The 21398-nt window shown below is 72.7% G+C and carries 20 protein-coding genes and 2 pseudogenes; 14 read left to right on the forward strand and 8 right to left on the reverse strand.

The window, feature by feature from the left end:
- The first annotated feature begins 154 nt into the window (after positions 1-154).
- Positions 155-1624 (forward strand): helix-turn-helix domain-containing protein, encoded by a 1470-nt coding sequence (locus tag AB0G16_RS11645; protein WP_362802515.1) that lies wholly within the window; start codon positions 155-157, stop codon positions 1622-1624.
- A 22-nt stretch (positions 1625-1646) separates the two neighbouring features.
- Here AB0G16_RS11645 and AB0G16_RS11650 read toward each other — a convergent pair whose 3' ends face one another.
- On the reverse strand, positions 1647-4049 hold the full coding sequence (locus AB0G16_RS11650; RefSeq protein WP_362802518.1) for a hypothetical protein: 2403 nt from the start codon (positions 4047-4049) through the stop codon (positions 1647-1649).
- Positions 4050-4181: 132 nt separating this feature from the next.
- Between AB0G16_RS11650 and AB0G16_RS11655 the strand changes: the two genes are divergently transcribed.
- The gene (locus AB0G16_RS11655) at positions 4182-5132 is read left to right on the forward strand and encodes a glucosyl-3-phosphoglycerate synthase (protein WP_362802521.1); all 951 of its coding nucleotides are present in this window, start codon (positions 4182-4184) and stop codon (positions 5130-5132) included.
- Between the two features lie 156 nt (positions 5133-5288).
- A complete protein-coding gene (locus AB0G16_RS11660; RefSeq protein WP_362802525.1) occupies positions 5289-6503 on the forward strand; it encodes an acyl-CoA dehydrogenase family protein in 1215 nt (404 codons plus the stop codon).
- 136 nt (positions 6504-6639) lie between these two features.
- On the opposite strand, the gene AB0G16_RS11665 is transcribed toward AB0G16_RS11660, so the two are convergent.
- Positions 6640-7386 (reverse strand): class I SAM-dependent methyltransferase, encoded by a 747-nt coding sequence (locus tag AB0G16_RS11665; RefSeq protein ID WP_362802528.1) that lies wholly within the window; start codon positions 7384-7386, stop codon positions 6640-6642.
- A gap of 323 nt (positions 7387-7709) precedes the next feature.
- On the opposite strand from AB0G16_RS11665, the gene AB0G16_RS11670 reads away from it, so the two are divergent.
- The 3 genes from AB0G16_RS11670 to AB0G16_RS11680 all read left to right on the forward strand — a co-directional run bounded on the left by AB0G16_RS11670 (position 7710) and on the right by AB0G16_RS11680 (position 9437).
- A complete protein-coding gene (locus tag AB0G16_RS11670) occupies positions 7710-8027 on the forward strand; it encodes a hypothetical protein (protein WP_362802531.1) in 318 nt (105 codons plus the stop codon).
- A 524-nt stretch (positions 8028-8551) separates the two neighbouring features.
- A complete protein-coding gene (locus AB0G16_RS11675) occupies positions 8552-8899 on the forward strand; it encodes a hypothetical protein (protein ID WP_362802533.1) in 348 nt (115 codons plus the stop codon).
- A 46-nt stretch (positions 8900-8945) separates the two neighbouring features.
- Positions 8946-9437 carry a GNAT family N-acetyltransferase gene (locus tag AB0G16_RS11680; RefSeq protein WP_362802536.1) on the forward strand — a complete coding sequence of 164 codons (492 nt, stop codon included), beginning with the start codon at positions 8946-8948 and terminating at the stop codon, positions 9435-9437.
- Between the two features lie 275 nt (positions 9438-9712).
- On the opposite strand, the gene AB0G16_RS11685 is transcribed toward AB0G16_RS11680, so the two are convergent.
- Positions 9713-9901 (reverse strand): hypothetical protein, encoded by a 189-nt coding sequence (locus tag AB0G16_RS11685; protein WP_362802539.1) that lies wholly within the window; start codon positions 9899-9901, stop codon positions 9713-9715.
- 232 nt (positions 9902-10133) lie between these two features.
- Between AB0G16_RS11685 and txtE the strand changes: the two genes are divergently transcribed.
- The gene (txtE, locus tag AB0G16_RS11690; protein WP_362802542.1) at positions 10134-11351 is read left to right on the forward strand and encodes a 4-nitrotryptophan synthase; all 1218 of its coding nucleotides are present in this window, start codon (positions 10134-10136) and stop codon (positions 11349-11351) included.
- 270 nt (positions 11352-11621) lie between these two features.
- On the opposite strand, the gene AB0G16_RS11695 is transcribed toward txtE, so the two are convergent.
- The 4 genes from AB0G16_RS11695 to AB0G16_RS11710 form a co-directional block, all read right to left on the reverse strand.
- Positions 11622-13169, reverse strand: coding sequence for a HEAT repeat domain-containing protein (locus tag AB0G16_RS11695; RefSeq protein WP_362802544.1), 1548 nt, complete (start codon positions 13167-13169; stop codon positions 11622-11624).
- 55 nt (positions 13170-13224) lie between these two features.
- Positions 13225-13719 carry a hypothetical protein gene (locus tag AB0G16_RS11700; RefSeq protein WP_362802546.1) on the reverse strand — a complete coding sequence of 165 codons (495 nt, stop codon included), beginning with the start codon at positions 13717-13719 and terminating at the stop codon, positions 13225-13227.
- A gap of 69 nt (positions 13720-13788) precedes the next feature.
- Positions 13789-14736, reverse strand: a complete 948-nt coding sequence (locus tag AB0G16_RS11705; protein WP_362802549.1) for an alpha/beta hydrolase — start codon at positions 14734-14736, stop codon at positions 13789-13791.
- A 3-nt stretch (positions 14737-14739) separates the two neighbouring features.
- The gene (locus AB0G16_RS11710; protein WP_362802552.1) at positions 14740-15768 is read right to left on the reverse strand and encodes an alpha/beta hydrolase; all 1029 of its coding nucleotides are present in this window, start codon (positions 15766-15768) and stop codon (positions 14740-14742) included.
- Positions 15769-15958: 190 nt separating this feature from the next.
- Between AB0G16_RS11710 and AB0G16_RS11715 the strand changes: the two genes are divergently transcribed.
- The 4 genes from AB0G16_RS11715 to AB0G16_RS11730 all read left to right on the forward strand — a co-directional run bounded on the left by AB0G16_RS11715 (position 15959) and on the right by AB0G16_RS11730 (position 18997).
- Positions 15959-16456, forward strand: coding sequence for a DUF2975 domain-containing protein (locus AB0G16_RS11715; RefSeq protein ID WP_362802555.1), 498 nt, complete (start codon positions 15959-15961; stop codon positions 16454-16456).
- Positions 16456-16713 carry a helix-turn-helix transcriptional regulator gene (locus AB0G16_RS11720; RefSeq protein ID WP_362802558.1) on the forward strand — a complete coding sequence of 86 codons (258 nt, stop codon included), beginning with the start codon at positions 16456-16458 and terminating at the stop codon, positions 16711-16713. Before AB0G16_RS11715 ends, AB0G16_RS11720 begins: the two co-directional genes overlap by 1 nt.
- 193 nt (positions 16714-16906) lie before the next feature.
- Positions 16907-17770, forward strand: coding sequence for a DUF72 domain-containing protein (locus AB0G16_RS11725; RefSeq protein ID WP_362802561.1), 864 nt, complete (start codon positions 16907-16909; stop codon positions 17768-17770).
- Between the two features lie 141 nt (positions 17771-17911).
- Positions 17912-18997, forward strand: coding sequence for a hypothetical protein (locus AB0G16_RS11730; protein WP_362802564.1), 1086 nt, complete (start codon positions 17912-17914; stop codon positions 18995-18997).
- Positions 18998-19091: 94 nt separating this feature from the next.
- Here the strand turns inward: AB0G16_RS11730 and AB0G16_RS11735 are convergent, their stop codons facing one another.
- Complete coding sequence (locus AB0G16_RS11735) at positions 19092-19778, reverse strand: class I SAM-dependent methyltransferase (RefSeq protein ID WP_362802566.1); 687 nt, start codon at positions 19776-19778, stop codon at positions 19092-19094.
- Between the two features lie 235 nt (positions 19779-20013).
- Here AB0G16_RS11735 and AB0G16_RS11740 point away from each other — a divergent pair.
- The 3 genes and pseudogenes from AB0G16_RS11740 to AB0G16_RS11750 form a co-directional block, all read left to right on the forward strand.
- Positions 20014-20106 (forward strand): annotated as a pseudogene (locus tag AB0G16_RS11740) (hypothetical protein); the annotation flags it as partial.
- A 94-nt stretch (positions 20107-20200) separates the two neighbouring features.
- A pseudogene (locus AB0G16_RS11745) lies at positions 20201-20470 on the forward strand (3-oxosteroid 1-dehydrogenase); the annotation flags it as partial.
- 49 nt (positions 20471-20519) lie between these two features.
- On the forward strand, positions 20520-21392 hold the full coding sequence (locus AB0G16_RS11750; protein ID WP_362802569.1) for an FAD-binding protein: 873 nt from the start codon (positions 20520-20522) through the stop codon (positions 21390-21392).
- The last annotated feature ends 6 nt before the right edge of the window (positions 21393-21398 follow it).

A 21398-nucleotide genomic window follows, 5' to 3' on the forward strand; every position in this document is an offset into this window, starting at 1 on the left:
GCGGTCAATACCGGCGGGTATTCGACAGAGAATAAAGTGGGAGTTTTCTCTATGGACTAGACCAATCAATGGACTAGACCACTGCCGGGCCCTGTCGGGGGCGGTGAACCCCACATAGTGAAATTTTCTCGAAAATTTCGTTTACCATCGTGTCATGGCATCCTTGGTCGGTGAAGAACCGCTGTCCTTGACGCAGGAGCTCGATCTCATCGCCTTCGGGCAGCGGCTCAGGCACCTGCGCAAGCAGCGTGGCCTCACCCTCGCCGACCTGGGCGGACGGGTGAACCGCGCGCCCAGCCAGCTCTCCCTGCTGGAGAACGGCAAGCGCGAGCCCAAGCTCTCGCTGCTGAAGTCGCTGGCCGCCGCGCTCAACGTGCCGGTCGAGGAGCTGCTGCGCAGGCAGGCCCCCAACCGGCGGGCCCAGCTGGAGATGGCCCTGGAGGAGGCACAGCGCGACCCGCTCTACGCCGGGCTCGGCCTGGCCCGGCTGAAGGTCTCCGCGCGCGTCCCCAACGACGTGCTCGAACACATCCTCGGCCTGTACGAGGAACTGCGCTCACGCCAGGCCAGGGGGACCGCCACCCCCGAGGAGGCGCGCGCCGCCAACGCCGAGCTCCGCCGCAAGCAGCGCGAGCAGGGCAACTACTTCGCCGAGATCGAGCAGGCCGCGGCCGAGGCGCTCGCCGCGGTCGGCTACCGCTCCGGGGCGCTCTCGCAGAGCACCGTCCAGGCGCTGGTCGCCCACTTCGGCTACACCGTGCAGACGGTCCAGGACCTGCCGCGTACGGTGCGTTCCATCTCCGACCTGCGCAACCGGCGCATCTACGTCAAGCACGAGCAGGTCGGCATGCACACCCCGCGCACGATCCTGCTGCAGACCCTCGGCCACCTGTCCCTGGGCCACCACAAGCCGCGCGACTTCGCCGACTTCCTGCGCCAGCGGACCGAGGCCAACTACTTCGCCGCCGCCGTCCTGGTGCCCGAGGCCGCGGCCGTGCCGTACCTGCGCGAGGCCAAGAAGGACCGGGCGCTGAGCGTGGAGGACCTGCGCGACGTCTTCGCCGTCTCCTACGAGATGGCCGCGCACCGCTTCACCAACCTGGCCACCCACTTCCTCGACCTGACCTGCCACTTCGTCCGCAACGACGCGGGCGGGATCATCTACAAGGCGTACGAGAACGACGGCATCGTCTTCCCCGCCGACGAGCAGGGCGCGATCGAGGGCCAGCGCATGTGCCTGCGGTGGTCGGGACGCCAGGTCTTCGCCCTGCCCGACCGGTTCTCCGTGCACTACCAGTACTCGGACTCGCCCACCGGGACCTACTTCTGCGTCGCCCACGTGGACCCCTCGCGCGAGCGCGACTTCGCCATCACCCTCGGCGTCCCCTACCGGGAGTCACGCTGGTTCCGGGGACGCGAGACCACCGCCCGGACCAGGTCGGACTGCCCCACCGGCGACTGCTGCCGCCGTCCCCCCGCCGAGCTGACCCAGCGCTGGGAGGGGTACGCCTGGCCCTCGGCGCGCGGCAACTCCCACGTCCTGGCCGCGCTGCCGCCGGGCTCCTTCCCCGGCGTGGACGAGGCCGACGTCTACACATTCCTGGAGCGTCACGCCGCCGGCTGAGCACGCCCGCCGCCCGCGCCCCTCACACCGACGGCGGGACCGTACGGTGCAGCCTCAAACCCGGGTGGCCGTGGAGCCGGTAGGGGCCGGCGTCGCCGGGCGAGCGCCCGCGCATCGAACGCAACACCTCGGCGGCGGCCTCACCGGCGAGACAGCGCCCGTAGAACTCGCGCGCCAGGTCGTCACCGCCGGCCGGCCAGAGCGGGGCGACCACCGCGCAGGCGCCCGCGAGCAGGAAGGCCTGCGCGTCCCCCGGCTCCTCCAGGAAGACGAACGGCGCACCGGCCAGGTCGCGTCCCAGCACCTCGGACGCGGGACCGCCGGCGGCGAAGTGGACGACGTCGGCCCCCTGCTCGAACACGTCCAGGACGTCACCCAGCGCGGGTGAGACCCGCGTGGCCCCGTACTCCGTCACCAGCGGGTGCGTCCGGCCCTCGTCGCACACCACCACGACGCGGTCGGCCCGGGCGGCGGCGGGAGGGGGAAGCTCGGGGCGCCGGCCACCGAGCGGCCAGCGGCCGGTCACCGCCTGGCAGCTCAGATGGCTCGGGATCGACGGGTCGTAGGGGTGTTCCAGCGCGGCCAGCTCCCAGGGCACGTGCGACTCCTGGGAGAGGAACAGCACGCTGGGGCGCCGCGGCGCCACCCGGGCGGCCACCGCGTTCAGCAGCTCCCAGAACCCCCACGGCACGCGCGAGCCGATCTCCCGCCCCAGGTCCTCCGACAGGCGCCCCTGGCCGGTCAGCCGTCGGCCGAACTCCGAGGCCCGCACGCCGAGGTCGCAGGGCTCCGCCCGGTCGGGGGTGACGAAGTGCGGCGACAGGTAGGTCCACCAGAGCCGTCCCGGCTCGTCGCCGTGCACGACGACCGCCGTGACGTCCGGCGCCTCTCCCGTCAGGGCCGGGCGGACCCGGGTGCCCGTGACCGGCCCGGGGGTCTCCTGCCGGCCGAGCCTGCCGGGCGAGTCGTGGATCGTGATCGACCCCAGGCCGAACCCGGCGACCTGGCCGCCCACCGAGCAGATCGCCTGGATCTGCCGGGTGATCTCCGGCTCCTCCTGGGCCGGTGCGACCAGGTTGACCGTCGCCCGCGGGTACGGCGACGCCGCGTCGGCGCGCAGCCGCACCCGCCACCCGCCGGGAGCGTCGAACCCCTCGGCGACGATCTGCACCTCCAGCTCGACGGGCTCGGCCGGCGTCGCGGTGCCGGCCGAGCCCTGCGCGGGGGCCACGCCGATGGAGACCTCGACGCCCCAGCCCGCGACCGCCTCGGCGGGCGCCTCGATCAGCGGGACCGCCTCCCACGGCGGCCCCGGTGTCCCCTGCGGCCCGGCGGGCGTCTCCCTGCGCCGCTTGCGGAACGCCCCGGTCAGCCGGTCCAGCACCGAGGACCCCCGGCCCCCGGCCGATGCCGGGGGAGGGCCGGACGGTCCCTGCTGTCCGGGAGGCCCCTGTCGTTCGGGAAGACCTTGCTGTCCGGGAGGTCCCTGCGGGCCGGACGGTTCGTGCGAGCCGAAGAGCCCGGCCGGCGTGGGCGACGGGGGCGGCGTGGGCGGCGTGGGCGGCGGGGGCGGCGGGGGCGCCGCGTGGGCCGGGGGTCCCGGGGGTCCCGGAGGTCCCGAGGGGTCCGTGTGCGCCGGGAACGCCGGGAACGCCGGGGGTGACGCGGGGGAGGCTCCCGGCGGGGGCGGGGAGTCCGCCGTCTGCCCGGGACGCGCCCAGTCGAAGCTCATCGCGCCGGTCGACGGCATGAGGTCCTCACCGGTGTGCCCGGGGCGGCCCCACCCCGCGGGAAGTCCGCCCGGCTCCGGGAGCCCGTACCCGCCGCTCCCGCCCGCTCCGGGCCCCGTGACGCCACCGGCCCCTGCGCCGCCCGCGCCACCGGTGTCGCCGATGCGATCGGTGCCGTCGGTGCCACCGGTGCCGTCCGTGCCGTCCGTGCCGGGGAGCAGCCAGTCGGGGGTGTAGGAGGCGGTCGAGGGCGCGTCCAGCGCGTCCGGGCCGCGCGGGGCGGCGCCGGGAGGCTCCGTTCCGCCCGCTCCCGCGCCCGCGAACCCCGAAGGGGTGAGCCCCGTGACGCCCCGTCCCGAAGGGGCGAGCCCCGTCCCGTCCGGTCCCGAAGGGGCGGGCTCCGCGCCGGGTCCGTCGCCGGGGCCGGTCCCGGCCGGACGGGAGAGCAGGGGGATCACCTGCTCGGCGGTGAGACCCCGGTCGAGGCTCAGCAGCGCGGTGAACCGGTCCCAGGCCGGGCCGTACTCGGCGATCATCAGGATGACCGCGTCGGCCAGCCGCTCGGGAGGCCGGGTCCCCGCCTCGGCCAGCAGCGGATCCAGCCGCCCGCGGAGCCCGTCGGCGGCACCGCCCATCAGACTGTCGAGCTCGTCGCGGACGGTACGCGCCGCCCGCATCACGACCACCGGGTTCATGCCGTCCCCCCTCGTTCCGGACTCGACAGATCCTCCCACCTGTACGGGGGAGGTGGGAGCCCGGTGCCCGTGCCGAATCAGGCCACATAGGGTGATACCCCTAAGGAGCCGAGGTGATGGAAAGGACGGGCCGTGCTGCCTGAGGTCGAGGCATGGCTACACGCGCGCACCTCGTCCTCGGGTGACCGGCCGCTCGCGGAGCTGCTGGAGGCCAAGGGGGGGACGACGGTCAGCGTCGTGCTGCCCGCCCGCGACGAGGAGGAGACGGTCGGGGGGATCGTCACCGCGATCCGGCGCGACCTCATGGACGCCGTGCCGCTCGTCGACGAGCTGGTGGTCATCGACTCCCGATCAGTCGACGACACCGCCCGGCGGGCCGCGCGGGCCGGGGCCACGGTGATCGCCCAGGACGAGATCCTGCCCGACCTCAAACCGCTGGACGGCAAGGGCGAGGCCCTCTGGAAGTCCCTGGCCGCCACCTCCGGGGACCTGCTGGTCTTCATCGACGCCGACCTGCTCGAGTTCCGCACGTCCTTCGTGACGGGCCTGCTCGGCCCGCTGCTCACCGACCCCTCGGTCGTCTACGTCAAGGGCTGTTACGACCGGCCCCTGCAGAACGTGCAGAGCGGGGGCGGCCGGGTCACCGAGCTGGTCGCCCGCCCTCTGATCAACCTGCACTGGCCGCTGCTGGCCGGGTTCGTACAGCCGCTGGCGGGGGAGTACGCCGGGCGCAGGTCGGTGCTGGAGGCGGTGCCGTTCGTCACCGGGTACGGGGTGGAGCTGGGCCTGCTGATCGACCTGCTGGACCTGGCCGGGCTGGACGGCCTGGCCCAGGTCGACCTGGGCCGCCGGGTCCACTCCCACCAGTCGACCGAGGCGCTCGGCCAGATGGCCGCCCAGATCCTGCAGACCTCCTGGTCGCGCCTGGAACGCCAGAACATGATGATCTCCCTGCACCGGCTCTCGACCGGCCTGGCCCAGTTCCGCCGGGGCGCGGACGGCCACCAGGTGAGCGTCCGGGACGTGGCCGTCGCCGAACGCCCGCCGATGATCACGGTTCCCGCCTACCGGCCGTCCCGCTGACCTCACGGCGAACCGTCCTCCTCGCCTCCCCCGTGCCCTCCCCGTGCCCTCGCCGCTCACCGGACACCGCCGTCCGCTCCGGTTGCGCGAGGCGCCGCGGCCGTCGGTAAAGTGAAGGTGTTACCGGCGGTAACGCACGCCAAGGAGGAACGGACGATGAGCGAGAGCGGCTTCTGCCCGGAGCTGAGTGACGACGTGCGCGAGGTGCGCGACTGGGTGCACGACTTCGCCCGTTCGGTCGTCCGCCCGGCGGGCGCCGAGTGGGACGAGCGCGAGGAGACCCCCTGGCCCGTCATCGAGGAGGCCGCGCGGATCGGGCTCTACTCCCTCGACTTCTTCGCGCAGCAGTGGTTCGAGCCGAGCGGGCTCGGCCTGGCCGTCGCCTTCGAGGAGCTCTTCTGGGGGGACGCCGGCATCGGCCTGTCCATCACCGGGACCGGCCTGGCCGCGGCCGCCCTGTCGGCGAACGGCACCCCCGAGCAACTGGGGGAGTGGCTCCCGCAGATGTTCGGCACCCCCGGCGACGTCAAGCTGGGGGCGTTCTGCGCCTCCGAGCCCGACGCCGGCTCCGACATCGGCGCCATCCGCACCCGGGCCGTCCGCTCGGGCGGCGACTGGGTCCTGAACGGTGTGAAGACCTGGGCCACCAACGGCGGCATCGCCGACGTCCACGTCATCGTCGCCTCCGTCGACCCGGCCCTGGGCACCCGCGGCCAGGCCTCCTTCGTCGTGCCGCCCGGCACCCCCGGCCTGTCGATGGGACAGAAGTTCAAGAAGCACGGCATCCGCGCCTCGCACACCGCCGAGGTGGTCCTGGACGACGTCCGCGTACCGGCCTCGTGCCTGCTCGGCGGCGAGGAGAAGCTGGAGGCCAGGCTCGCCCGCGTCCGTTCCGGCGAGCGGGCCGGGGAACAGGGCGCGCTGCGGACCTTCGAGACCACCCGCCCCTCGGTGGCGGCCATGGCCGTGGGCATCGCCCGCGCCGCCTACGAGTACTCGCGCGACTACGCCCGCGAGCGCGAGCAGTTCGGCCGCAGGATCGGCGAGAACCAGGCCATCGCCTTCCTGCTGGCCGACATGGCCACCCGGGTGGACATCGCCCGCCTGATGACCTGGCGCGCCGCCTGGATGGCCCGCAACGACCGCGCGTTCGGCCAGGCCGAGGGGTCCATGTCCAAGCTGGTCGCGGGCGAGACCGCGGTCTGGGTCACCGACCGCGCCATCCAGATCCTCGGCGGCGCCGGTTACACCCGTGAGCACCCGGTCGAGCGCTTCCACCGCGACGCCAAGATCTACACCATCTTCGAGGGCACGAGCGAGATCCAGCGCCTGATCATCGGCCGCGCGGTCACCGGGCTGCCCGTTCGCTGAGACCTCCGGTTCACGAAGGCCTGTCCCGGCCTCGACCGGCTCTGGCCGGTGCCGTCGGCCCCGCGCGTCCGGTGACCGGCGCGTCCACGCCGGTCACCGGACCGCGTCGGCCGAGTGCCGGCCGGGTGGCGGGGGCTCAGGCGATCAGCAGGCGAAGGCCGAGCTCGGCCGCGCCGAGGCCGGCGAGGTCCCGGTTGCGTTCGGCCCACCGGCCGGACGCGAGGTCGTCCCGGAGGCCGCGCACCGCGCGTCGCTCGGCGTCCGGACCGACCCTGGCCCAGACCGACACCCCGCGACGGACGTTCTCGTCCAGGTACGACTCGGGCCGGCGCCAGTGGGCCTCGAAGAAGCCGTCGGCGCAGTCCCACGGGACGGGGACGGGTTCCGTCCGGGCTCCGATCGCACCGGCCAGCTCGGTCATCGAGGGCCGGCCTGCGACGAGGTCCGCGACCTCGGGCAGGTAGTCACGGGTGAGCCAGAACCGGTGAAGCCAAGCGGCGTCGTCGGTGTCGTGCGTGAACACCACCACGCGGCGGGCGACCCGCCGCATCTCGCGCAGGCCGGCGACCGGGTCCCGCCAGTGGTGAACGGAGGAGACGGCCATCGCGGCGTCGAAGGACAGGTCGTCGAACGGCAGGCTCTCGGCGGATCCGACCAGGCACGGCGCCGCTCCGGGAGGGCGCTGGGAACGCATGAGGGCCGACGGTTCCACCGCGAGGACGTGCCGGCCGGAGGGCTCGTAGGACCCGGTGCCCGCCCCGACGTTCAGCACGGTCCGCGCGTCGCCGAGCGCCGCCCAGATCCGCGCGGCGATGCGCGGTTCGGTGCGCCGGGTCACGGTGTAGGTGGCTCCGATGGTGTCGTACAACTGCGCGCCGGACATCGAACCGCCCTTCTGGCCGTCGTGGCCTTTCCCGCGCCGCGGCCGTGACCCGGGTGGCGGGACACCGCTCGATCGTCGTCTCACCATACCGATCGGCCATGGACGAGGGTCATCGCTGTTCCCGGGGAGGGTCTTCGCCGGTCGCGTCCCGCATCCCGGTACGGTCGGTGTCCCGCATCCGGCCTTGATCGTTGCCGGCGGGACGACTAGCCTGATCGCTTCGCTGCCGGAAGGCGAGGCCGAGGCGGTCGCGTCACGCGGGAAGGGCCCGGCGGCGACAAGCCGTTCGGCCACGCAGCCATGGAGTTTGGGACCGACTGACGATGAGCGCGGAAGACGATTTCAGGCAGGTCGGCGCCGAGCTGGCCGACCTGGGGGTGCGGATCTCCGGGATGATGGGGAGCCCCGCGCTGAAGGACCAGGCGGGGAAGGTGTTCGCGAGCCTGCAGCGCGATGGCGCGATGGTGTTCCGGCTGGTCAGGGACACCCCCGAACACGCGGAGGCGCTCCAGCTGGCCGGGGCGTACCTCTTCGACCCCTCGGGGCGGGGCAGGGTGATGAAGGACTGGGTGGTCGTGCCCCACTCCTCGGCCGGGACATGGACGGATCTGGCCGAGGCCGCCCTCAGCCGCCCACGCTGAGGCGAAGGCGAGGGCTCGTACGGAGCCGCGATCCGCGTCTCGCGGAGCACGCGGGCGAACGCTTCGGCGGGGTCGAGCTGCGCGACGCCGACCTCGATCACCCGATCGTGCGGAGCGGGACGCGATCCCGTGGTCCCCACGACGGTGCGCCTCGCTGTTCCCCCGAAGCCCGGTGCAAACGAGGGTGCGCCTTCGCGTTCGGTGAAGGCCTTGAAAAACCTGCGGGCAACGGTGAAAACCATGATCAGATCAAGGTCAAGTACCTGGACGCGCCGAAAAGCCGAACCCCATGGTGGAGGGTAGCGCGTCGTCCCGGCCGGCATGCGATGCCGGAGGGCATCGCCGGCGGACGGCGACGGTAATAGAAAAGGCCGCAGCAAGACGCCCTCCTGCGATAGGGCGAGGAAGCAGGAACTCCCAAGGTTCGCCTTAACGGGGATCGGCTCTCCTGAGCCGCCCCTGGACGTCATTTCCTCGGATGGGGTTGCGGTTGCCGAGACGGCTTCATCAGGAAGGAAATGAGAATGCAGAGAGAACGTCTGATCATCGCCGGTCCGCTGATCGCCGCCCTCATGTTCGGGACGGTCGGCATCTCACAGGCCTCGGCCGTCCCCGCGTCCGTACGGGCCGGTGACGGTCAGGTGGCGGCGACTTCGAAGGTCGCGCCACCCGTGTGCACCCGCGCGTTCAACGGCGAGCTCAGGGAGCTGTGCTCGAGAGGCTGGAGCGACGGGTACGCGGACGGGTACGCCCAGTGCCGGAGGAGCGCGCAACAGCAGGGGCAGAGCTTTTCCCTCGCCCCCGATCTGCAGGACGCCGCATACGTGCACGGCTACAACGACGGCTTCCAGGCGGGCCTGTCCGCGTGCTAGTCGTTGCCGGAGCGCGACCGCACAGGGGTTCGTGATCCCGTGAGGGGTGCGCTCCGCGTGGCTGGAGGCGTATCACGAGTGGGGTCCCGGCCTCCACGAGGACGGATTCGGGCTGGGGGCACCCGGCGAGGTCGGCTCTCCGGACGGATTCGCGGTCTGGGTGGCACGACCGGCCGAGGAGTCGGATCCGGCGGAGCCGGTGGAGACCGGCCGGATGGGCTGCGTGTATCGATGGATCGTCGAGGGTGACCGGGTGCACGGCGGGATCGCGCTGCGGTACGGGCTTGACGACCACGTGCGGCGGTTCGGCCACATCGGCTGCGGCGTCCGGCCGTCTTCACGCCGGCGCGGGCCGGCCACCTGGGCGCTCGGCCGGGTGCTCGACGAGGCGCGGGCGCTCGGCCTGGACCGGATACCGATCGTCTGCGAGGCCGGCAACCTCGCCTCGGCCAGGACGATCGAGCACAACGGCGGCGTCCTCGAAGGCGTGCGGGACACCGAGCACGGTCCCGTACGACGCTACTGGATCGAGATCTAATATTCCGGCTCGCGTACCTGTGGCCCCGGGGGCCGTATTCTCGCAGGTTCACGCGCGATCTCGCCCGGCCTCACGTTCCCCGGGGCATTGTCGTGAAGATGCCTGCCCGCCCCGTTCTGTCCGCGAACGCGAATGACTAACGGCCGGGCGCACCTCCGGCATGCCGGGGCCGCGAGCGGAGATGCTCACATATCGTAATAGCGGACATGCGGAGTGTGCGGCCTATTTCATGGTCTTGACTCTGTTGGTCATGTGTGAAAATAATTGACAGTGATTTAGTCGCCGCCGAAATGTTTTAGATCGATCGAGAACCGTTTTAAAGGTCGATCGAATCGGGTGCCACCTGATTCGGGAATCCGTCCGATCCGATTCTTCTTTTCCGTGCCGCCGCGCAGGGCCCCGCTTCCCGTTCCTGTGAAGGAAATCTCCCCCATCCTGCCGTCGCACCAGACCTCGTCGCGCACTCGTGTACCGGGAATCCGCCCGTCGGAACGAGAAGCGCCGTCGCCGCCATGACGTCCCCCGCCGCCCCGGAGCGGGTTCCCGGCCTGGAATCCGGGAGTCGGCCGGCCTCCGTATTCCAGGCCGGGGGGACGGCACGGAAGATCTCACACGCCCGTGATCGGACCTCAGGTCACGCCCGCACCTCGTCGCCAGCCGAGTGTTTCTCCCGAACCAGCGCCGGAAGGGTCCCCCATGACCGAATCGATGTCGCTCTCGAATCCGCTCGTCGTCCCCGACCCGTATCCGCTCTATTCCACCCTCGCGGAACGCGAACCGGTTCACCGGTGTGAGGGCCTGAACGCCTGGGCCGTGATGCGGTACGACGACTGCGCCGACGTGCTGAAGGACGCCCGCTTCAAGGCCGAGCGTATGGAGGAGGTGCTGGGGTCCAAGTTCCCGGGCCGTCACCTGCCGCCGGACAGCATCTACCACCGGTTCACCAAGAACATCATGATGTACGCCGACCCCCCGCTCCACACCGCCCTGAGGAGGTCCACCCAGCAGGCCTTCACCCGTGCCGCGCACGACCACTACAGCCGGGTGATCAAGCGCGTCGCGTACGAACTGGTCGCGTCGATGCCCGATTCCGGCGAGATCGACGCCGTCGCCGAGCTGGCGTCCAGGCTCCCCGTGCAGGCCGCCGTCCATGCCTTCGGGGTTCCGGAGGAGGACCTGGAGTTCGTCATGCCGGTGGTGGACGTGCTCATGACCTACTGGTCGGGCCCGCAGGATCAGCCGGTGGAACTCGATCTCCTTCTCGATCGGCTCGAGAATCTGCACGTCTATTCCCTGGAACTTCTCCAGGGAAAGCGGGGGAAAGTCGTTCCGGAAACGGTCATCGCGCGTCTGGCGGCCGCCCAGGCGGAGAACGGCGACTCCACGCCGGAACAGACCCTGCACCAGCTCGTTCTGCTGATCATGGCGCTGTTCGCCCCCACCACCCCGGGTTCCCTCAGTAGCGGCATCCTTTCTTTCGCGACGAATCCAGGCCAGATCAGGCGCTTCCTGGAGGACGAGGCGTGTGCCGGGAACGCGGCCAACGAGGTGGTCCGGTACAACGCCTCCAACCAGTTCACGTGGCGCGTCGCCACGACGGACGTCGAGCTGAACGGTAAGAAGATCGAAAAAGGGCAGAACGTCGCCCTTTTCCTTGGTTCCGCGAATCGCGACCCCCGCGTCTTCGAGCGGCCGAACGAATTCGACCTCGACCGGAAGAACAGCGGGAAGCACCTTTCTTTCGGTACGGGACTGCATTCCTGCCTGGGAAGGCAGATCGCCAATCTTGAGCTCACGTGGTTCTTCACGGCACTGCTCACGCGCTTTCCGGGGATCGAGCCGGCGGGCACGCCCACATGGAACCCGAACCTGGAATTCCGGTCCCTGAGGTCCTTGCCGCTCAGGCTCGGCTGACCGGGGCGTTCGACCGCCCCGGCGCCGCGACCGATCCCCTCGGTGCCGGGGCGGCACAGACCGATCACCCGCGCCCGGCGGAGAAGGCCATGCCCATCGCCGCCTCGGCCCTGGCGATCCGGCCCGGGGTGACCGGGCCGTACAGGGTCCGCGGGCCGACCGGCGCCCGGGCGGCCGGCCGGCCGCTCGATCCGCCGCCACGTCGCGTTCACCCGTGCCACGAGACGGGCTCGCGGCCGGTCGCGCGTGCCCGCTCCGCCGGCGGGCCGATCACGGGGAGATGCGCCGGAGCGCGTCTCGCGCGAGGTCGCGTTGGCGCCGGTCCTCGTCGAACGCCCGCCAGCCGCCGTGGTGGGCGAGCCGCCGGTCGAGGGCCAGTGCCGCCCGCAGGGCGGGGATCGCGGCGGCGGCGGGCGGGCCGATCCCGGCGAGGTAGCGGGTCGCGGTCCGCATGACCGGCAGGGCCCTGCCCTCGGCGAGCGGCTCGACGACCCGGGTCAGCACCCGGACCGCGTCACGCCCGTCCCCGGTGACACGCCAGAGCGCCCAGGCGATCTCGACACGTTCGTCGTTCCACAGCGGGCGCTCGCCGGAGGCCGCCCCGTCGTGCCGCAGGAGGTCGCGCAGGTGATCCACGGCAGGGGCGGCGTCCGGGCCGATGGCGCCGAGCGCGGTCGCGGCCCAGCGGCGGGCGCCGATCCGCAGCATGCGGATCAACTCCGGTACGGCGGGCGCCGCGGCGGGACCCCATCGGGCCGGCGCCCGCATCAGGGGGATCTGCACCTGGCTGAGCCAGGTCCGCGACAGGGTGGCGCGGACGGCGGGGAGCAGCGCGTCGGACCATCCGTCCAGCCGGGCGAGCAGCTCGTCGAGCCCCGGAAGGTCGATCCCGTACGAGGACGCGTCGTAGCGCCTGGCGTCCGGCGGCCATGACGACCACCGGTCGGTGAGCCGGTCGAGCAGGCCGGCCTGGGCGCGCCGGTCGCCGGCCCAGGACAGGCCCCACACCGCCAGGTCACCGGTCAGCTGGGCCATCCCCTGGGACAGCGGTGTCCGGTCGCCGAGGAGGCCGGCCAGCCGGTCGCGGTGCGCGGACGCCGATCCACCGGCCACGATCAGGTGGACGGCGAAGGCGCGGACGATCTCGGAGGGGTCGTCGACGGACGAGACGTCCTCGAGGGCGGTGGCGTCGATGACGGTGCCGGGGTCGGAGACCGTCCGGCCGCCGCCGAACGTCGCGGCCAGCCGTATCCGGGGGTCCGGGTCGTCCCGCAGCGCGGCGAGCCGGTCGGACGGTTCGTACGCGGTCAGCCGGGCCACCGTGAGCACCAGGTCCCGGCGCGTCACCGGATCCGGTTCGACGGAGAAACGGGCGAGAAGCGCGGGAAGCACCGCGTCGGTGTGCGGGCCCGCGTGGGCCAGGGCGTACGCGGTCGCCCGCCGTACCCCGGCGTCGTCGTCGTCGAGCAACCGGACGAGCTCGAGCACGGCCGCCGCCCACGCCGAGAACCAGGCCGGATCGACGGGACACCGGTCGTGGATGAGCTCGGCCTCGGAGGCGTTCTCCGCCAGGATCGAGACGATCCGCGCCCGTACCGTGACATCCGGGTCCTCGGCCAGCTCGACGAGGAACGGCGTGGCCGCCGCCGCGGCCGTGCAGATCCGCTCGCCCGTGTGGAACAGCAGCCCGGCCAGTTCCTCGAGGGCGTCGGCCGCCTCGTGCCCCCCGGCGACGGCGCGCAGCAGGGCGGGCACGTCGCAGGCGGCCCCGTCGTTGTGCCGCAACTCCCCCCACGGGATCTCGTCCAGGCCCTCCATCACGGCCGTCCCGGCCCGGGCGGCGAGGTGCGGGGGCCGGACGCGGTCCGGCGGCTCACGACCGGGTGCGGGCGGCCGTGGTGAGGTCGCGCAGGCGGGCGAGGAACGCCTGCCCGTCCGGACCGGAGTCCAGCGGCAGCAGGTAGGAGCTCGCCTCGCCGTGCCCCAGCCACCGGGCGTGGACGAACACGCCGGCCTCGCCGCCGAACACCCGGGGGTCGGGAACCTCGATGACGGCGTCGGCCAGGCGCCCGCCCAGGCGTACTGACTCGCCGTCCACCCGGACCAGCACGATCACCACGAACGTGTCGGTGACCACGGCGGCGGCCCGGTTCTCCACCGCCATCGGCGCGGGTCCCGGCCTGCGGAAGAGGCCACGCCCCGGGCGCGGGATCGGGACGCTGTGCGTCTCGCAGCACATCCGCGCCGACTCGCGCAGGTCCCCGAGGAGGTGCTGCCCGGCGTAGCCGTCGAGGAGCACCTGCAGCCGCACGTCGAGGTCGTCGACCGCGCACAGCCGCGTCGTCCTGTCGTAGGTGGGTGTGATCATGCGGGGAGCCTAGGAGGGCGGACTTGACGGTCACTTGAATCGGGGCGGCCAGGGCGGGGACGCGCGCGGTCAGGGCGGGGGCGTGCGGGGGCGTCGCACGGCGTCGGCGACCGCCGCCGCCCCGGCGGGGCCGAGCGTGATCGTGTAGTGGTTGACGTCCTCCACCGTGGTCTCCACGACGCCGGGCAGCCACTCGGTGGCCCTGCCGGGGGAGTACAGCGGCGCGTCCGGCTGGTCCAGCATGCCTCGCGCCGCGCGCAGGAACACCGCGGGCACCGGAAGGGGCCGGGGACGTGCGCCGGGCGGCGCGTACACCTCGGGGGCGTCGGCGAGCGCGGCGTCGAGCAGGCACGCCGCCGCGAACCGCCCTCCCGTGCCCGCGGGGTCATGGCCGGGCGGGGAGTCGTCCCGCACCTGGACCAGGTCGTAGTCGGCGTAGGCCTCGCACGCCTCGGTCCAGTCGGCGAACGCCGGGTGCGCGCGCCACAGGTCCCGGTACTCGGCGCGGCTCGTGAAGGTCCGCCTCAGCCGCGCCAGCACCGGCCCCGTGGTGCGTTCGATCGCCTCCGGAACGCCGTCCGCGCCGGGCGGCAGGGGCAGGGGCGCGCCGCCGTCCACCAGGACGAGCCGGTCGACCAGGTGCCGGTGGCGCCGGGCGGTCTCGGCCACGACGAACCCGCCCATCGAGTGCCCGGCCAGCACGGCGGGCCTGCCCCCGTAGTGGTCGATCACCGCGGCGAGGTCGTCGGCGTGCGCCGCCATGCCGTACGGCGGGGGCAGGTCCCTGCTGCCCCCCCGGCCGCGCAGGTCGACCGCGACGAACCGGTGGTCGCGCCCCAGGTCCGGGCCGAGGAGCGTCCACGCCATGTGCGAGGAGGTGATGCCGTGGGCGGCCACGATCAGGGGGCCGCGGTCCCCCCACACGCCGACCCGCAGCTCACCGCCGCGGACGGGGACGCTCTCGCGCCGGTGACCCGGTTCACGCCGGAGGTGCGGTCCCTGTCCGTGGTCCGGCACGGGTCACCGTCCCGCCGTGCCGCTCGGGGCGCCGTTCTCCGCGGTCTCCACGGTACGGCGCAGCACGTCGGCGAAGTCGGTGGCGCGCTCGATGTGGGGGCTGTGCCCCACCCCGGTGTAGACGATCTCCTCGTAGGAGCCTCCGGCCTCGGCGTACCGCTCCAGCACCTCCCTGGTCTGGGCGATCATGGGCTGCGGCGGGTACAGCTCCTCGCCCGGCCAGCCGGGCACCGCGCCGAGCTTCCCGAGGTTGGCCAGGTCGAACAGGGACGCGTCCGAGACGATCACGTCGCTGTCGCCGCGCACCCAGGTCACGGGGGGCTTGACGGGGACCGCGACCAGGTCGTCGGCGACGTCGAACCAGCGCGGGGCCATGGCGTTGAGCACGCCGCGCCTGCCCGGGGCGGCGCCGGGCCACTCCTCGACGGCGACCGCGTCACCAGGGTAGTTGCCCTCGCCGGTCGCCGTGGACAGCACGGTGTCCAGCAGCATCTCCTCGTCCGCGCCCAGGCTCGCCGGGTCGGCCACGTAGCAGGTCCGCAGGATCGTCCGCGGGCTGGCCGGGGCGTCGGTGGTGCGGTCGCCGCTGGACAGGCGTTCCACGAAGTCGGGGTTGGCCGCGCCCGCCCCGCCCACGCCGAGGCCGTACGGCGACAGCGGCGCCTCCAGCACCAGGGCGGCGACCCGCTCGGGGGCGTCGACCAGCAGGTGCATCGCCACGCCGCACCCCATCGAGTGCCCGACCACCACCGGTCGCGTGCCCGCGGGGAAGAGCTCCCCGGTGTCCAGGAGCGCGATCAGGTCGTCGGAGAAGTCGCGCAGGCCCCGGGTGGCGTCGACGGGGGCGGTCTCGGTCTCGCCGTAGCCGCGCAGGTCGGGGGCGACGATGCGCCAGTGGCCGGGCAGCAGCCGTACCAGCGGCTCCCAGAACGCTCCCGACGAGCAGTTGCCGTGGACGAGCAACACGGGCGGGCCGTCGATCGGTCCGCGGACCAGCAGGTTGTGCCGGAGGCCACGCGCGGTGAGTTTCATGCAGGAAATCCTGGCAGGCGCATTCCACCGGGCAATGTGACCGGGCGCCACCTTTTCCACCGGACCTATGTCGGTCGCGGGGGCCCTGCGGGACCCCGAAGGTGCGGACCCGGTCGTCCCGCTCCCGGCTCCTTGTTCTATCTATCGATTATCGATATATTTTGATCGTTGCTCGATCGAAGGGAAGACGATGGGAAAACTGACGGTGCTGGCGTTGCGCGTCGTGCTCGTGGCGCTGATCGCGGGCTCGGTGTTCGTGCAGGTGGTGATGGTGCCGCTGCTGGCCCGCGACATGGAGGGGTTCAACGAGGAGTTCGCCTACCTGCGCACACCGCTGCTGGTGATCATCTTCCTGGGCGTGATGACGGCCCAGGTCGTCCTGGTCTGCGTGTGGCGGCTGGTGACGATGGTGCGGCGCGGGACCGTGTTCTCCCACGCCGCCTTCCGGTACGTGCACATCGTGATCGGCGCGATCGTGGTCGGCGCCCTGCTGGTGTTCGCGCTCGCGGTGCTCCTGGCGCCGGGCGAGCCGGTCGCGCCGGGTGTCGTCCTGCTGATCTGCGGGGCCTCCGTGGCGGTCCTGGGGGTCGCGCTCGTCGTGCTCGTGCTGCGGATGCTGCTCGCCCAGGCCGTCGCGCGCGACGTCGAGGCGGCGCACCTGCGGGCCGAGCTCGAAGAGGTGATCTGATGCCGATCGCCGTCGACATCGACGTGATGCTGGCCAGGCGGAAGATGTCGGTGGGCGAGCTCGCCGACCGGGTCGGGATCACGCCCGCCAACCTGGCGGTGCTCAAGAACGGCCGGGCCAAGGCGGTGCGCTTCACGACGCTCGCCGCGCTCTGCGAGGTGCTCGAATGCCAGCCGGGGGACCTGCTGCGCTGGGAGGCCGGGGAGGCCGGGGAGGCCGGGGAGTCCCGGGACGCCGTGGACGCCATGGACGGGTAAAGCCGGCCCCGGCCGGAGGCCCGGGATCGCGTTCGGCGGGACCCGGGCCCGGGATCGCGATCGGCGGGACCCGGGACCCGGGACCCGGGACCCGGGACCCGGGCCCCGGTCATGGGCGGAGGGGAGGGCGGCAGGGCGCGGCGGGCCGGTGACGGATCGCCCGCCGGTTCCGGTCTCCGATAGCGTCGAGGTCATGCGGCTTCATGTGGGGTGCGCGATGTGGACGCACAAGACCTGGCAGGGGCGCCTGCTGCCCCATCCGCTCCCCCCGGAGGAGCGCCTGAGCGCCTACGCGACCTGGTGCAACGCGGTGGAGGGCAACACGACCTTCTACGCGACCCCGGCGAGGAACACGGTGGAGTCGTGGGCGCGGCAGACCGGCCCCGACTTCCGCCTCGTGGCCAAGCTGCCCAAGACGATCACACACGGGCGTCATCTCACCGGTGCCGACGAGGAGCTCCGGTCGTTCATCGAGGCGATCGAGCCGCTCGGGCCGCGGGCCCACGCCCTCTGGGTGCAGTTGCCGGGCTCCTTCGGCCCGGCCGACCTCGGTGTTCTCGCCGCCTTCCTCCGCCGGCTCCCGGCCTCGTACCGGTACGCCGTCGAGGTGCGCCACCGCGCGTTCTTCGAGGACCCCAGGGCCGAGGGGCTCCTGGAGAGGGTGCTCTCCGACGCCGGCGCAGAGTGGATCCCGTTCGACACCACCGTCCTGTTCCGGAGCCCTCCGGTCAGCGCCGCCGAGCGGGAGGCGTGGGAGAGGAAACCGCGCATGCCCCGCCGCTCCCGCGCGCTCACCGACCGGCCGATCGTCCGCTACCTGGGCCGGGACGACACCGCGCGCACGGTCGAGGGCTGGCAGGAGTGGATCGACACGGTCGCCGGATGGCTGCGCGAGGGGCGCTCGCCGACGGTGTTCGTCCACACTCCCGACAACGCCGACGCGCCGACGCTCGCCCGCCGCTTCCACGACGAGGCGCGGGCCCGTCTGCCGGAGATCGAACCGCTGCCCGAGCCGCTGTCCGAACCGCGACCGGACGAGCCGCTGACCCTCTTCTGACCGGCCCGTCCCCCTCCCGAGCGGCCTGCCCCTTCCACCGGCCCGCCAGGGGGCGCCGCCACCGGTCGTTCACGGGCCCCGACGCCGTGCCCGCACACCCCGCCGTCGTGCTGTCGGTGGCGTCCGGCATGGTTGGGGTCCGTGACCCACTTCGTCTACCGCACCCACTACGAGGGCCCGCTCGGCAAGCGCGTCCGCCGTCTCCCCGACCCCACCGTCCTCGACTGGTTCCGCCGCGGCTGGCAGACCGTGGTGGAGGACCCGGCGGGAGACGCCCGCGCCTGGATCGAGACCGAGCTGGGAGGGGACGTCTACGGCCTGTCCTCGCTCTTCGAACGCGCCCGCGAGCACCGCGTCCCGGCGCCGCGGTCCTGGCGGGAACTCGCCGACCTGCTGCCCGAGCATCTCTACCACGAGGGCGACCTGCTGGTCGACGAGCACAGCGTGCGGGTCCACACCGACGACGACGAGGTCGAGGTGCCCTACTTCTTCTTCGACGACACCCTCGCCGCCCTGCGCCCGGAACGGGTGGCCTACCTGCTGCACGACGGCTGGCCCCTGCCCGACGAAACCGGGACGGACGGCGGAACCGCGACGGACGGCGAAACCGCGACGGACGGGGGCACCGCGACGGACGGGGGCACCGGGACGGACGGCGGGAACAGGACGGGCGGCGCCGGGACGGGCATCACCCACGCGGTCCTGCTCACCTTCTACGACAGCGAGAGCATCTGCTGGCAGCCCCCGTTCTCCTTCCCCGGCGTCAGGCTGCCCGCCCTGGCGGCGCACCTGCGCGCCACGACCGGAGGGCTCGAGGAGTGGCCGCACGAGCTGCTCGTCCTGCGGGCGCTGGTGGCGCCGGAGGAGGACGATCTCGGCCCGGCGCTGCGCCGGTGCAACCACTGGCCCTCGTACGACGAGGAGCTCCCACCCGAGCTGCTCGGCGAGCACGCCCCGGCCCACGCGTTCGCGCTCGGACGGCTGGGAGGCGGCCCGTCCGGTGACGGCCGCGACCCCGGCAGGACACTCCTGGAGAGCGGCGCCCACCTGGCCCAGATGGCGATCCACCTGAACGGCTACTTCGGGTACCAGCAGTGGTTCGTCTTCGACGACGTATGGGCCGGCCGGCACGGGGACCTCGCCGCCTCCCTGCTGCGCTACGCCACCGACTGGGACCCGTTCGGCCCCGACGAACCCGACGAACCCGACGAGTCCGACGAGAGCTGATCGGGGCGGCGTCCACGGTCCATGGCGGCCGACGGGTGCCCGGTTCCAAGGGGCCGGCCACGCCCGGTCCCTTGGAACCGGGCGTGGCCGCGTCTCAGCGGGGCACCGCGCGCACCCATTCGCGGTCGTCGTCCAGGAACCCGTCCAGGGTCAGCCCCGCCGCGTCGAGCTCGCGCCGCAGGCGGTCGTCGTGGAGGCGGCGGCTGACGAAGGTGTGGGTCCAGCGCCGCTCCCCGAGCGTGTACTCCATGGTGGCCTCCAGGACGTCGGGTTCGTGACGGACGATGTTCGTCATGCGGACGACCCGGCCGTCCTCGCCGACGCGTTCCGTCGGCTCGACGGTGTCGTACCACTCCGGGGGCTTGCGTTGCAGGACGACGAGGCCGTCGTCGGCGACGTGCGCGCGGCAGGTGCGCAGGAACGCGGCGCGCAGGTCGTCGTCGGCGGTCTCCACGACGAACGACATCAGCAGCACCAGGTCGAAGGTCCGGGGCAGGGACAGGGTCTGGATGGGGGAGCAGACCGTCTCGGCGCCGCGGATGTGGGCGAGCATCTCCGGGGACTCGTCGACGGCGACGACCTCGTGCCCGAGTTCCAGCAGGCGGTGGGTGACGCGCCCGGCGCCGGCGCCGAGCTCCAGGATGCTCGCGCCGGCGCCGATCGCGGAGTGGACGAGCTCGGGCTCGCCGCCGGGGGTGAGGGTGGCGTAGTGGTCGACCGCGGAACCGTCGGGGGTGATCGGGCCCGGTCCCGTGCCGTAGTAGATCCGTCGGGTAGTCATGTCCACATTCTGGACGATCGAGTGCGGACCTCGCCGGTTCCCGCGCAGGCCCGTCACCACCACCGACGGCCCCGCTCAGGTGCCGCAGGGGCGGTGTCGCCGTGACGTGACGGGCGCTTTTCGCCTGTTGGCGCGGTGAGCACTCGTCGCGCAGACTACGACAACCGGACATAAGTGTCCCGGTTGGGTGGAAGATCACATTCAGGGCCGTCTCCGGCAGACCGAAGGACAGCGCATGACCGACACCGATCAGTGGGACAACCTCGTCGACGTGCTCGTCGCGGGCTCGGGCGCGGCGGGACTGTCCGCAGCCATCGCAGCCGCCGATCGCGGTCTGGACGTCCTGGTCGTGGAGAGCACCCCGCGGTGGGGGGCACCACCTCCGTCTCCGGGGCGGGCTGTGGATGCCGGCCAACCCGCTCATGGCCTGCGTCGGCGTGCAGGACTCCGCCGAGGAGGCCCTGCGGTACATGGACGATGTCATCTGCGACGCAGAACCGGCCTCCTCCCGCGAGCGCAGGACGGCCTTCGTGACGACCGTCCCCGAGGTCACGGCCTTCCTCGACCGCAAGGGCGTCAGGTGGCGCAGGTCCCCCGACTACCCCGACTACTACCCGGACCGGCCGGGCGGCAAGGTGGGGCGCTCGATCGAGGCCGCGGCGTTCGACACCAGGCTGCTCGGCGAGTGGTACGCCGTCTCACGCGCCAAGGAGAGCAGTATCCCGCTCCCGCTGATGACCGATGACGTCTGGTTGCTGTCCCGGGCCTGGTCCACCCCCCGGCTTCGTCCGCGGCGCGCGCTTCGTCCTCCGCTCGCTCGGGGCGTACGGCATCGGCAAGCGGCCCGTCGGCATCGACGGCGCGCTCGCCTCGCCCCTCATGCACATCGTCCGCAACCAGCGGACCCTCGTCTGGCTGTCGGCGCCGATCGTCGACCTCGTCGTGGAGGACGGCGCCGTGGTCGGAGCGGTCGTCGAGAGGGACGGGCGGCGGCGCAGGGTCCGCACCCGGCGCGGCGTCGTCCTGGCCGCCGGGGGCTTCGCGAACAACACCGAGTGGCGCCAGAAGTACCACGGCGTACCCGGGCCGATGTGGCTGATCAGCGACGTCAGGCGCGCGCGCCGCTACCTCAACACCGCCCTCCTCGGCCACAGGAAGGAGTGGGCGAAGGCGGGTCTCCTCGTCGAGGCCCCCTCGCCGCACGCCCTGGCGACCGAGATCGGCGTCGACCCCGAGCGGCTGGACGCGACCGTCGAGCGGTTCAACGGCTTCGCCCGCATCGGTGTCGACGAGGACTTCGGCCGCGGCCGTACCGTCTACGACAACTACTACGGCGACCCCAGGGGCAAGCCCAACCCCAACCTCGGCGCGCTGGAGAGGGGTCCCTTCCGCGCCGTCCGCGTCCACCCGGGAGACCTGGGCACCAAGGGGGGCCTGCTCACCGACGAGCACGCCCGGGTGCTGCGCGAGGACGGCACGGAGATCCCGGGCCTGTACGCCGTTGGCAACACCACCGCCTCGGTCATGGGCCGCACCTACCCCGGTCCTGGGTCGACCATCGCCCCGGCCGTCGTCTTCGGCTACCGCGCCGCCCTGCACGTCGCGTCCCGATGAACTACC

Origin of the sequence: Streptosporangium sp. NPDC023615 (assembly GCF_040640155.1) — a bacterium.
Taxonomy (GTDB): domain Bacteria; phylum Actinomycetota; class Actinomycetes; order Streptosporangiales; family Streptosporangiaceae; genus Streptosporangium.